Below are 12,277 nucleotides of genomic sequence, written 5' to 3'. Positions count from 1 at the left end.
GTGAGAGGGGTCACCCTGTCATTCATCCACGCGGGGAGGCATGGATGGGCAGGAGCCGCAGAACACTTCCGGAGGCCGAAGACGGCGAAGGGCCCGTGTTCCACGTGAAACACGGGCCCTTCGCCCTGCACGGCTCCCTCGCCGGGGCTGTGGGGACCTGCTTGACGACCTACTTGGCGTCCTTCAGGCAGAGCACCACGTCGTGGCCGCCGCCGGACTGGACGTAGGAGATCGTCGCGTCCTTGACGGAGGTGCACTTCTCCTGGTCGGTGGAGCCGTCGAACTTCTCGACCACCTTGTACTGCGCCTTGTCGGAGGAGCAGTCGACCTCCTTGAGGTCCGCCTTGGTCATCGTGCCGTCGTTGTGCATGCACGAGCCCACCGACGTGGTCTCCGCGTCGTCGCGGCCCAGGAACCAGCCCAGTCCCAGAGCGCCGCCGAACTTCAGCAGACCGAGGAGGACCACGACGACGACGCCGCCGACGACGCGCAGCACCTTCTTGCCGCTGCGCCCGGCCGGAGCGGGCGGCGGCACCGGGGCGCCCTGCTGCGGGAAGGGAGCGTACGGCTGCTGGGGCGGATACGGCTGCTGCGGCGGGTACGGCTGCTGGGGGACGCCCGGCTGACCGGCGGCCTGCTGCCCCGGGGGAGGGACCGGAGCCTGGGCGTACGGATTCTGGCCCTGGGGCGGCGGAGTGGTCACTTGGGGGTCCCCCTAGAACATAGGCACGATGACGCGAACATGGCGTCGAAATAAGACGCACGTAAGCTACAGGCCTCTACTGACATCCCCGTACTTCTCCGGGGCTCTGTGGCGTTGATGTGACACTTACGAGCGGTCGAACCGGGTCATAGCCACAGCAACCGCTCCGTAGATCACGGCGATCGTGATCACCAGGGCCACCGATCGCCCGTCCGGCGGAAGCATCACGGCGGCGACGGCCGCCGCGCTCACGAACGCGACGTTGAACAGCACGTCGTAAACGGAAAAGATTCGGCCGCGGAACCCGTCCTCGACGCGGGACTGCACGACCGTGTCCGTGGCGATCTTCGCGCCCTGTGTGGTGAGGCCGAGCACGAAGGCCGCCGGCAGCAGCGGCCCCGGGGCGAACGGCAGGCCGAGGGCGGGTTCGAGCACCGCGGCGGAGCCGGCGCACACGGCGATCCAGCGGGCGGGACCGCCCAGGGTCCCCGTCGCCCACGGCGTCAGGACCGCCGCGGCGAAGAATCCGGCGCCGGACGCGCCCAGCGCCAGTCCGAGCAGACGCAGTCCGTCGTCCGGGTCCGAGGCCAGGCCGTAGCGGCAGAGCATCAGCACCATGACCGTCAGGGCGCCGTAGCAGAACCGCATCAGCGTCATCGCGGCCAGGGCCCGTGCGGCGGGCCGGCGCGGCGGCGCGCCCAGGTGCCGTACCCCTGCCAGCAGCGCCCGCGCGGTGCCGGTCAGCGCGGTCCCCAGCCGCGGCCGGCGCGCCCGCCGGTCGGGGCCGAGCAGGTCCCGTGCCATGAGCAGGGACGCCAGGGCGGCGCACAGGTAGAGGGCGGCGCCGAGCAGTATCACGGCGGTGTCGGAGTCGGCCCCCGCCAGACGGGTCACGAAGGCGAGCCCACCGCCCCCGAACGCGGCGAGGGAGCCCGCGGTCGGCGAGAGCGCGTTGGCCATCACCAGCCGTTCGGCGTCGACCACCCGCGGCAGCGCGGCGGACAGGCCGGAGAGGACGAAGCGGTTCACGGCGGTGACGCACAGCGCGGAGACGTAGAACAGCCAGGTGGCGGCGCCCGCCGCGATCAGGGCGGCGGTGGCGGCGGCCAGCACCGCGCGGAGCAGATTGCCGTAGAGGAAGACCTGACGGCGCCGCCAGCGGTCCAGCAGCACGCCGGCGAACGGGCCGACCAGGGAGTAGGGCAGCAGCAGCACGGCCATGGCGGAGGCGACGGCGGCGGCCGAGGCCTGGTGCTCCGGGGAGAAGACGACGTAGGCGGCGAGCGCGACCTGGTAGACGCCGTCGGCGCCCTGGGAGAACAGCCGTACGGCGAGCAGCCGTCTGAAGTCCCGCAGGCGCAGGAGGACGCGCAGGTCACGGACGACGGCCATGGGGCACAGCCTCACATACGGGAGGGTCCCCGGGGCGATCGCCTCGGGGACCCTCTCAGCCCTGGCAGGAGCGTTGTGCGGGGTGTGTCAGCGCTCGACGTCGCCGCGGATGAACTTCTCGACGTTCTCCCGGGCCTCGTCGTCGAAGTACTGGACCGGCGGGGACTTCATGAAGTACGAGGACGCCGACAGGATCGGGCCGCCGATGCCGCGGTCCTTGGCGATCTTCGCGGCGCGCAGCGCGTCGATGATGACGCCCGCGGAGTTCGGGGAGTCCCAGACCTCGAGCTTGTACTCCAGGTTCAGCGGGACGTCGCCGAAGGCGCGGCCCTCGAGGCGGACGTAGGCCCACTTGCGGTCGTCGAGCCACGCCACGTAGTCGGACGGGCCGATGTGGACGTTCTTCTCGCCGAGGTCCCGGTCGGGGATCTGGGAGGTGACGGCCTGCGTCTTGGAGATCTTCTTGGACTCCAGGCGCTCGCGCTCGAGCATGTTCTTGAAGTCCATGTTGCCGCCGACGTTCAGCTGCATCGTGCGGTCCAGGATGACGCCCCGGTCCTCGAACAGCTTCGCCATGACGCGGTGCGTGATGGTGGCGCCGACCTGCGACTTGATGTCGTCACCGACGATCGGGACGCCCGCCTCGGTGAACTTGTCCGCCCACTCCTTGGTGCCGGCGATGAAGACCGGGAGGGCGTTGACGAAGGCGACCTTGGCGTCGATGGCGCACTGGGCGTAGAACTTCGCCGCGTCCTCGGAGCCGACGGGCAGGTAGCAGACGAGGACGTCGACCTGCTTGTCCTTGAGGATCTGGACGACGTCGACCGGCTCCTCGGCGGACTCCTCGATGGTCTGGCGGTAGTACTTGCCGAGGCCGTCGAGGGTGTGGCCGCGCTGCACCGTCACACCGGTGGAGGGGACGTCGCAGATCTTGATGGTGTTGTTCTCGGAGGCGCCGATGGCGTCCGCGAGGTCCAGGCCGACCTTCTTCGCGTCGACGTCGAAGGCGGCGACGAACTCGACGTCACGCACGTGGTAGTCGCCGAACTGCACGTGCATGAGGCCGGGCACCTTGGACGCCGGGTCGGCGTCCTTGTAGTACTCGACGCCCTGCACCAGCGATGCGGCGCAGTTGCCCACACCGACGATGGCTACGCGAACCGAACCCATTCCGGTTGCTCCCTGTGTGTACTCGGTGAAGCCCCGACGGGACCTCACGTGGCGGTGTCGCCGGGCGTATCCGGCCGGGAACGCTCCCCGGTCCGGGGCAGGCCGCCCGTCGCTCCATTGGTGGTGTCCTGCTGAGCGGGCCCCCCGTCGGCGGACCCCTTGAGGTCGCGACCGGCCCGCTCACTCTCGATGAGCTCGTTCAGCCAGCGCACTTCGCGCTCCACGGACTCCATTCCGTGGCGCTGCAGCTCGAGGGTGTAGTCGTCGAGGCGCTCCCGGGTGCGCGTGAGGGAGGCGCGCATCTTCTCCAGGCGCTCCTCCAGACGGCTGCGGCGGCCCTCGAGCACGCGCATGCGGACGTCGCGCGAGGTCTGCCCGAAGAAGGCGAAGCGCGCGGCGAAGTGCTCGTCGTCGTAGGCGTCGGGGCCCGTCTGGGAGAGCAGCTCCTCGAAGTGCTCCTTACCTTCCGCCGTCAGCCGGTAGACGATCTTGGCGCGGCGTCCGGCGAGCGGGGCGGCGAGGGCGTCCTCGGTGGTGTTCCCCGGTTCCTCGGTCAACCAGCCGTTCGCGACCAGCGTCTTGAGGCACGGATAGAGCGTCCCGTAGCTGAACGCGCGGAAGACGCCCAGCGATGTATTGAGCCGTTTGCGCAGCTCATAGCCGTGCATCGGGGACTCGCGGAGCAGGCCGAGTACGGCGAACTCGAGGATCCCGGAACGCCGGCCCATCGTCGCCTCCTCTCTGCCGCGACCCGGTGGCGGCGGATGCCGTACCGGGTGCCGTGACGGTCTTTATCTCAAGCTGATGTATCGACTCGATACATCCAGACGATAGAACGGCCCCGCGCATGCGACAAGAGGGGACAGGGTGAACGGGATCACATCCCTGTCTCGGTGGATCCAAGTTGCCTGGTTTGGGGTGAACTTCGGGACCCGGCGGGTTTTGGCGATGCGTAGTCTGTCCGCCATGCACAACACCGGGAACCGAGTGACGCCCGGGGACGTCCTCGTCCCCGGTGCAGTACGGGTGAATGCGCTACCGACCGCATCCGTACTTCGGGGGGACCGGAAACCAGCCGCTGTTTCCAGGCGCGCACGGGTGCGCCTGCCCGAGGAGTAATCGTTCGATGAGCGAGCACCGTCGCAAACCGCCGCAGCCGCAGGGAGGCGGACGTGCCGCGGCCCGACGCGGTCAGTCCGGTTCGTCCTCCGGTCGCCGTGCGGCCCCGCGAGGCGCCACCGGGTCCGCCGCCGACTCCTATGGGGCCGCCTCCGGGGCCACTTCCCATGGGTCGGGTTCGTACGCGGGCCAGGAGGAGCGCCCCTACGGGGGCCGCGCCGAGGCCCGCCGGGCGGCGCAGCGAGGCGGCGGCCGGCGCAGAGGAGGCGACTCCGGCGGCCGCCCGGGCGCCACGGGGCCCGGACGCGGCCGCGGACGGACGGCTCCCCCCGCCAAGAAGCGGTTCATCGACTACCCGCGCGCGGGCAAGTACGGCTGGCGGCGCTGGACGCCGTCCTGGAAGCTGGTGACGGGCCTGTTCGTCGGCTTCGTGGGCAGCCTGGTGGCGGTGGCCGGCATCGGGTACGCGATGGTGGCCATCCCGAACATCCAGGAGACGGCGACCGCCCAGAACAACGTGTACTACTGGGCCGACGGCAGCGAGATGGTGCGGACCGGCGGTGAGATCAACCGCCAGATCCTGAACTACTCCGACATCCCCAAGGACATGCGCTACGCGGTCATCTCGCAGGAGAACAAGACCTTCGAGACCGACAGCGGCATCGACCCGAAGGGCATCGCGCGCGCCGTGTTCAACATGGCCAGGGGCGGTCAGACCCAGGGCGGGTCCACCATCACCCAGCAGTACGTGAAGAACGCGATGCTGAACGACCAGTCGCAGACGGTCTCCCGCAAGTTCAAGGAGATCTTCGTCTCGATCAAGGTCGGTGCCAAGCTCCGCAAGGAAGACATCATGGCGGGGTACCTCAACTCCTCCTACTACGGCCGTGGGGCCTACGGTCTCCAGGCCGCTTCGCGGGCGTACTTCAACAAGGACGCCAAGGACCTGAACGCCGGCGAGTGCGCCTTCCTGGCGGCGGTGCTCAAGGGAGCCACGTACTACGACCCGGCCGGCTCGACGGCCATCGACCCGACGGCCACCCCCGAGGCCAACACCAAGCGGGTCACGCGCCAGATGCAGGACACGCTGGACAAGATGGTCGAGTACGGCCACCTCAGCGCCGGCGAGCGGGACAAGTACCGGTCGCTCCCCAAGTGGCAGAGCCCGCGGTCCAACACCCGGATGAGCGGTCAGGTCGGTTATCTCGTCGACCTGGCCAAGTCCTACGTCGTCCACAACACGGGCATCAGCGCGGACAAGCTGCAGCAGGGCGGCTACCAGATCCACACGACCTTCGAGAAGGACAAGGTCGAGAAGCTGAAGACCGCGGTGGAGAAGGTCCAGAAGGCCAACATCAAGCCCAAGCTGCGCCCCAAGACCGACACGCACGTGCAGTTCGGCGGCGCCTCGGTGGACACCAAGACGGGTGCCATCAAGGCGATCTACGGCGGTGTCGACTGGACCAAGCACTTCACCGACAACGCGGACGCCACCGGTGCCCAGGTGGGCTCGACCTTCAAGCCGTTCGTCCTGGCGGCGGCCATGCGCGACGGTGTCCGCGACCCGAACGGGGGCCCGACGCAGGGGGCGGACCAGCGCACGCTGGTCTCCCCCAAGAGCCGGTACAGCGGCAAGAACAAGCTCAAGATCAAGAAGTACGACGGGACCGTCTGGAAGAACGAGCAGGGTGAGGAGTGGCTCCAGACCAATGACGGAAACGACAACGTCGGCACTCCCCCCAACTACATGATCGACCTGCGCGAGGCGATGCGGCAGTCGGTGAACTCCGCCTTCGTGCAGCTCGGCATGGACGTGGGTCTGGACAAGGTCGAACAGGCGGCGCTGGACGCGGGCCTGAAGAAGGACAGCCTGGCCGGTACCACGTTCCCCTCCTTCTCCATCGGCATCTCCGACCCGAGCGCCATCCGCATGGCGGGCGCGTACGCGACCTTCGCCACCAGCGGGAAGCAGAACGAGCCGTTCTCCGTCACCGAGGTCAGGAACCAGGACGGGACGGTCTACGAGCACAAGAGCGCGACCAAGCAGGCCTTCGACGCCAAGGTCGCGGACAACGTCACCGACGTGCTGAAGACCGTGGTCGACAAGGGCACGGGTACCAACGCCAAGCTGCCCGGACGCGAGGTGGCCGGCAAGACCGGTACCACCGACGGCAACAAGTCCGCCTGGTTCGTGGGCTACACCCCGCAGCTGTCCACCGCGATCGGCATGTTCCGGCTGGACGACAACGAGAAGAACAAGTCGCGCACGTTCCTGGAGATGTACGGGACCGGTGGCCAGAAGCAGATCCACGGTGCCTCGTTCCCGTCCGAGATCTGGCACGACTACATGATGGAGGCGCTGAAGGGCCAGCCCGCGGAGAAGTTCCCGACGCCCGAGCCCATCGGCGAGGTCCTCAACGCGGCGCCCAGCACCACGCCCACTCCCACGGCCACCCAGACCGAGGAGAACAGCCCGTCGCCGTCGATCACGCCCAGCCACACCGAGGAGAACAGCCCGTCCCCGCCCGCACCGCCGTCGCCCTCGCAGTCGCACTGCGGCTTCTGGGGCTGTACGGACGCCGGAGGGCAGAACGGCGGTAACGGAGCCGACGGCGGCAACGGAGCCAACGGCGGCAACGGGGCCAATGGCGGCAACGGCGGCAACGGCGGCAACGGTGCCGACGGCGGCGGGGGCGGGTCGAACCAAGGCACCGGTTCCTCACCGTCGCCCACGAGGTCGTCGTGGTGGCCGTAGACCCGGTGACACCGGCCGAGGCACCTCGTCCTCGGCCATGAGCCGGGCCACCGCCCCGCCGGACCGTTTCACGTGAAACATGGGCCGCCGCACCGCTCGGGTGCGGCGGCCCACGGCGTGTTCCCCCTCGCGTACGGCAGGATGTGCGGCATGCCCAGTGCTGAATCGACGCAAGCGAGCCCGCACGAGCCCGGCCCGGTCCGGCCGACCCAGGAGGACGAGGTCGCCGCGGCCGGCAGCGAGCTGATCGGCGGTCCCGTCGGGCGGCACGCCCTGCTCGGCACGTCCTGGTGGACCCCGGTGCGGGTGATCGCACTCGTCGCGATCGGCATGTTCGCGCTCGGCCTGGTCCAGAAGGCCCCCTGCTACCACAGCGCCTGGTTCTTCGGTGCCAGCTCCCAGTACACGAAGGCCTGCTACTCGGACATCCCGCACCTGTACCAGGGGCGCGGGTTCGCCGACGGCCTGGTGCCCTACTTCGACAAGCTCACCGGCGACATGCCGTACCTGGAGTACCCGGTGCTGACCGGCGTCTTCATGGAGGTCGCCTCCTGGCTGACCCCGCACAGCGGCAGCATCCAGCACCAGGAACGGTGGTACTGGATGGTCAACGCCGGAATGCTCATGGCGTGCGCGGCCGTCATCGCCGTCTGCGTGGTCCGCACGCACGCCCGGCGGCCGTGGGACGGACTCCTGGTCGCCCTGGCGCCGGCCCTGGCGCTGACCGCCACGATCAACTGGGACCTGCTGGCGGTCGCCCTGACGGCCGCCGCCATGCTGATGTGGTCGCGGGAGCGTCCCCGGGCCTTCGGCGTCCTGCTGGGGCTCGCGACCGCCGCCAAGCTCTATCCCGTGCTCCTGCTGGGCCCGCTGCTCGTCCTGTGCTGGCGGGCCGGCCGATGGCGTGAGTACCGCATGGCCCTGGGCGGAGCGATCGGCGCCTGGCTGGTCGTCAACCTCCCCGTGATGGCCTTCGCCCGGGACGGCTGGTGGCAGTTCTACGACTTCAGCCACGACCGGGGCGTCGACTTCGGGTCCTTCTGGCTGATCTGGGCCCAGAACTCGGCCGATCCGCCCAGCACGGACTTCGTGAACACCGTGGCCACCCTCCTGGTGGTGCTGTGCTCCCTCGGCATCGCGGCACTGACGCTCATGGCCCCCCGGCGGCCGCGCTTCGCCCAGCTCGCCTTCCTGATCGTGGCCGTGTTCATCCTCACCAACAAGGTCTACTCACCCCAGTACGTCCTGTGGCTGATCCCGCTGGCCGTGCTGGCCCGCCCGAAGTGGCGCGACTTCCTGATCTGGCAGGCCTGCGAGGTGGCGTACTTCCTCGGGATCTGGCTGTACCTCGCGTACACGACCAGCGGGGACGCGCACAAGGGCCTGCCGACGGACGGCTACCACTGGGCTATCGCCGTCCACCTGGCGGGAACCGTGTACCTGTGCGCGGTCGTGGTGCGCGACATCCTCGTGCCGGACCGTGACGTGGTGCGCCAGGCCGGGGACGACGACCCGTCGGGCGGGGTGCTCGACGGCGCCGAGGACGTCTTCGTCCTGGGCGCCGCCGCCCGGCCGGTGCGGTACGCGGAGCCGTCCGAGGGCGTTCAGGTCGAGTGGGGAAGCCCGCCCGGGCCCGCACCCGAAGACCGTTCGCTCTGAGCGAACGAGACAGGCCGCGACGGACGAGAGGCCGTACCCGGTGGCTGCCGGGTACGGCCTCTCGTCGTCTCCCGCGCGGGCGGAGCGTGGCTCAGCGGTCCACGATCCGGTCGAACTGCGTGGTGGTGTGCCGCAGATGGGCCACGAGTTCGTCGCCGACCTTCGGCTCGGGCGCGTCCGAGGGCACGAACAGGATCGAGACCTGCATGTGCGGCGGCTCGGCGAACCAGCGCTGCTTGCCGCCCCAGACGAACGGCGAGAGGTTCCGGTTCACGGTGGCGAGACCGGCGCGTGCCACGCCCTTGGCGCGCGGCATGACGCCGTGCAGCGCCTTGGGAGCTTCCAGGCCCACCCCGTGCGACGTACCGCCCGCCACGACCACCAGGAAGCCGTCGGAGGCCGTCTTCTGCTGCCGGTAGCCGAAGCGGTCGCCCTTCGCCACGCGCGTGACGTCCAGGACCGCGCCGCGGTACTGGGTGGCCTCGTGGTCACCCAGCCACAGCCGCGTGCCGATGCGGGCGCGGAAACGGGTCTGCGGGAACTGCTGCTGGAGCCGGGCGAGTTCCTCGGCCTTGAGGTGGCTGACGAACATGGTGTGCAGCGGGAGCCGGGCCGCCCGCAGCCGGTCCATCCAGCCGATGACCTCCTCGACGGCGTCCGAGCCGTCGGTGCGGTCCAGCGGCAGGTGGATCGCGAAGCCCTCCAGGCGCACGTTCTCGATGGCCGCGTGCAGCTGCGGCAGCTCCTGCTCGCTGACGCCGTGCCGCTTCATCGAGGACATCACCTCGATGACCACGCGGGCCCCGACGAGGCCGTACACGCCGTCGATGGAGGACACCGAGCGGATCACCCGGTCGGGCAGGGGCACCGGCTCCTCGCCGCGCCGGTAGGGCGTCAGCACCAGCAGGTCACCGCCGAACCAGTCCTTGATCCGCGCGGCCTCGTACGTCGTGCCGACGGCGAGGACGTCGGAGCCCAGCCGTGTGGCCTCCTCCGCGAGCCGCTCGTGCCCGAAGCCGTACCCGTTGCCCTTGCAGACCGGCACCAGTCCGGGGAACTGCTCCTGCACGTGCTTGTGATGCGCCCGCCAGCGCGCGGTGTCGACGTAGAGCGTGAGCGCCATGGCCGGACCTGGAACCTTTCTCGTGGCTGGGGAGTGTCAGAGGCAGGAAGACTGCCGACGTCGTCGAAGCGAGGAACGCGGGGTCAGCGCCGCGACATGTAGATGTCGAGCGCCTTGTGGAGCAGCTTGTTCAGCGGGAAGTCCCACTCGCCGAGGTACTCGGCGGCCTGGCCGCCGGTGCCCACCTTGAACTGGATCAGTCCGAAGAGGTGGTCCGTCTCGTCCAGCGAGTCCGAGATGCCGCGCAGGTCGTAGACCGTGGCGCCGAGGGCGTAGGCGTCGCGCAGCATCCGCCACTGCATCGCGTTCGAGGGCCGGACCTCGCGCCCGATGTTGTCGGAGGCCCCGTAGGAGTACCAGACGTGCCCGCCGACGATCAGCATCGTCGCCGCGGCCAGGTTCACACCGTTGTGCCGCGCGAAGTACAGCCGCATGCGGTTGGGGTCCTCGGTGTTGAGGGCCGACCACATGCGCTGGAAGTACGACAGCGGGCGGGGCCGGAAGTGGTCGCGCACGGCGGTGATCTCGTACAGCCGCTGCCACTCCTCGAGGTCGTGGTAGCCGCCCTGGACGACCTCGACACCGGCCTTCTCGGCCTTCTTGATGTTGCGGCGCCACAGCTGGTTGAAGTTCTTGTGGACCTCTTCCAGCGACCGGTTGGCCAGCGGCACCTGGAACACGTAGCGCGGCTGGACGTCCCCGAAACCGGCGCCGCCGTCCTCGCCCTGCTGCCAGCCCATGCGGCGCAGCTTGTCGGAGACCTCGAAGGCACGGGGCTCGATGAAATCGGCCTCCAGATCACGCAGCCGCTTGACGTCGGCGTCCTGGATGCCCTTCTTGATGGTCTCCGAGTTCCACCGCCTGATGACCACCGGCGGGCCCATCTTGACCGAGAAGGCGCCCTGCCTCTTCAGATGGGCCAGCATCGGCTGGATCCAGTCGTCGAGATTGGGCGCGAACCAGTTGATGACCGGGCCCTCGGGCAGGTAGGCGAGGTAGCGCTTGATCTTGGGCAGCTGGCGGTACAGGACGAGCCCGGCACCGACCATGTGGCCGGTGCGGTCGTCGAACCAGCCGAGGTTCTCCGAGCGCCATTCCGCCTTGACGTCTGCCCAGGCCGGGACCTGCATGTGACTCGCCGCCGGCAGGCTCTGGATGTAGGCCAGATGCTGCTCTCGACTGATGGTCCTCAGGGTCAGGCTCATTCGGGGCGCTCCTCGGGCTGGCTTGTCCCCATGGGTTCAGGGGCTCCGGCTCTCGCGCCGAAGCCTACTGCGCCAGGGGAGCGCGCAGACTGGCCGCACACCACCTTCGCACCGGCCTGTCGCCCGGTGCGAGTACGGCATCCGGTGGCCGGACGGCGCCCGCCGGGTCCGGCGGACGCCGTCCGTGACCGCAGCGGCCGGTGCCCGGCGTCAGCTGATGAGGCCGCCGAAGAGCCCGCCGTGGGCCATGCCCAGGAAGAACCCGATGGCGGAGGCGCCCAGGCCGAGGATGAGGCCGAAGCGCTCGCGCGTCGTCACCGAGATCCACTGGCCGTACGCCCCGGTGAGGATGCCCGCCAGACCGGCCCAGGAGCTGAGCAGGTGCAGGCTGTGGAAGAGGAGTCCGGTGATGAAGGCGAGCAGGCCCAGCACCAGGGTCACCGCGAGCAGGGTGTCCTGGAGCGGGTGGGTCTTGCCGTCCGTGGCGAAGAGGCCGTTGTTGGCGGCGGTGTTCGGTCGCATCGTCTGTGCCATGGGGCACCTCCTGCGAAAGGCAGCGCATCGTAGCGCCATGTACACCCGAGGTGTCCAGATTGCCGGGTTCTGCGCCCCGATTTCAACCGGAAGCGGGGGTGCGGGTAGTCTGTTCCGTCTGCACTTGTGTCTGCCCGGGCCGAGCACAGGACAATCTGGGGACGGCCAGGGGATTTCCCCGGGCGGCCTCCGTTGTCAGTGCCGGCTGTTTTACTGGCAGACACGATTGCGTACGCATCACAACCCTCCTGCCACGGAACGACCGTGGCCGCTGAGTCCAAAGGAGGTGGGTTCCACATGCGTCACTACGAGGTGATGGTCATCCTCGACCCCGACGTCGAGGAGCGCGCTGTCTCCCCGCTGATCGAGAACTTCCTCTCTGTCGTCCGTGACGGCGGCGGAAAGGTCGAGAAGGTCGACACCTGGGGCCGTCGTCGTCTCGCGTACGAGATCAAGAAGAAGCCCGAGGGCATCTACTCGGTCATCGACCTGCAGGCCGAGCCTGCGGTCGTCAAGGAGCTCGACCGCCAGATGAACCTGAACGAGTCGGTCCTCCGGACCAAGGTCCTCCGCCCCGAGACCCACTGAGCCCTCCCGCTCAGCCGGCCTCGGGATCC

10 protein-coding genes are annotated in these 12,277 nt (G+C 69.3%); 3 read left to right on the top strand and 7 right to left on the bottom strand.

The window, feature by feature from the left end; genetic code table 11:
• Window positions 1-169 precede the first annotated feature (169 nt).
• The 4 genes from ABZ719_RS27005 to ABZ719_RS26990 form a co-directional block, all read right to left on the bottom strand.
• Entirely contained in the window at window positions 170-703 is a 534-nt protein-coding gene (locus ABZ719_RS27005; RefSeq protein WP_366727756.1) for a hypothetical protein, read from the bottom strand.
• A gap of 126 nt (window positions 704-829) precedes the next feature.
• Window positions 830-2,095 (bottom strand): MFS transporter, encoded by a 1,266-nt coding sequence (locus tag ABZ719_RS27000; RefSeq protein WP_366727755.1) that lies wholly within the window; start codon window positions 2,093-2,095, stop codon window positions 830-832.
• A gap of 87 nt (window positions 2,096-2,182) precedes the next feature.
• A complete protein-coding gene (locus ABZ719_RS26995; RefSeq protein WP_365523618.1) occupies window positions 2,183-3,265 on the bottom strand; it encodes an inositol-3-phosphate synthase in 1,083 nt (360 codons plus the stop codon).
• 44 nt (window positions 3,266-3,309) lie between these two features.
• A complete protein-coding gene (locus tag ABZ719_RS26990) occupies window positions 3,310-3,993 on the bottom strand; it encodes a PadR family transcriptional regulator (RefSeq protein ID WP_037856240.1) in 684 nt (227 codons plus the stop codon).
• A 398-nt stretch (window positions 3,994-4,391) separates the two neighbouring features.
• On the opposite strand from ABZ719_RS26990, the gene ABZ719_RS26985 reads away from it, so the two are divergent.
• Together ABZ719_RS26985 and ABZ719_RS26980 are read left to right on the top strand one after the other, a co-directional pair.
• A complete protein-coding gene (locus ABZ719_RS26985) occupies window positions 4,392-7,139 on the top strand; it encodes a transglycosylase domain-containing protein (RefSeq protein WP_366727754.1) in 2,748 nt (915 codons plus the stop codon).
• A 150-nt stretch (window positions 7,140-7,289) separates the two neighbouring features.
• Window positions 7,290-8,798 (top strand): glycosyltransferase 87 family protein, encoded by a 1,509-nt coding sequence (locus tag ABZ719_RS26980; protein WP_366727753.1) that lies wholly within the window; start codon window positions 7,290-7,292, stop codon window positions 8,796-8,798.
• 91 nt (window positions 8,799-8,889) lie between these two features.
• Here ABZ719_RS26980 and ABZ719_RS26975 read toward each other — a convergent pair whose 3' ends face one another.
• From ABZ719_RS26975 to ABZ719_RS26965, 3 genes are all read right to left on the bottom strand, one after another.
• The gene (locus ABZ719_RS26975; RefSeq protein WP_037856242.1) at window positions 8,890-9,921 is read right to left on the bottom strand and encodes an alanine racemase; all 1,032 of its coding nucleotides are present in this window, start codon (window positions 9,919-9,921) and stop codon (window positions 8,890-8,892) included.
• An 83-nt stretch (window positions 9,922-10,004) separates the two neighbouring features.
• The gene (gene femX / locus ABZ719_RS26970; protein WP_037856243.1) at window positions 10,005-11,126 is read right to left on the bottom strand and encodes a peptidoglycan bridge formation glycyltransferase FemX; all 1,122 of its coding nucleotides are present in this window, start codon (window positions 11,124-11,126) and stop codon (window positions 10,005-10,007) included.
• Between the two features lie 210 nt (window positions 11,127-11,336).
• On the bottom strand, window positions 11,337-11,660 hold the full coding sequence (locus ABZ719_RS26965) for a hypothetical protein (RefSeq protein WP_366727752.1): 324 nt from the start codon (window positions 11,658-11,660) through the stop codon (window positions 11,337-11,339).
• 297 nt (window positions 11,661-11,957) lie between these two features.
• Between ABZ719_RS26965 and rpsF the strand changes: the two genes are divergently transcribed.
• Window positions 11,958-12,248, top strand: a complete 291-nt coding sequence (rpsF, locus tag ABZ719_RS26960) for a 30S ribosomal protein S6 (protein ID WP_003991486.1) — start codon at window positions 11,958-11,960, stop codon at window positions 12,246-12,248.
• The last annotated feature ends 29 nt before the right edge of the window (window positions 12,249-12,277 follow it).

Origin of the sequence: Streptomyces sp. NPDC006743 (genome assembly GCF_040703815.1) — a bacterium.
GTDB lineage: Bacteria > Actinomycetota > Actinomycetes > Streptomycetales > Streptomycetaceae > Streptomyces.
The sequence above is the reverse complement of the archived record's forward strand: the minus strand, read 5'-3'. Positions and strand labels throughout refer to the sequence as shown.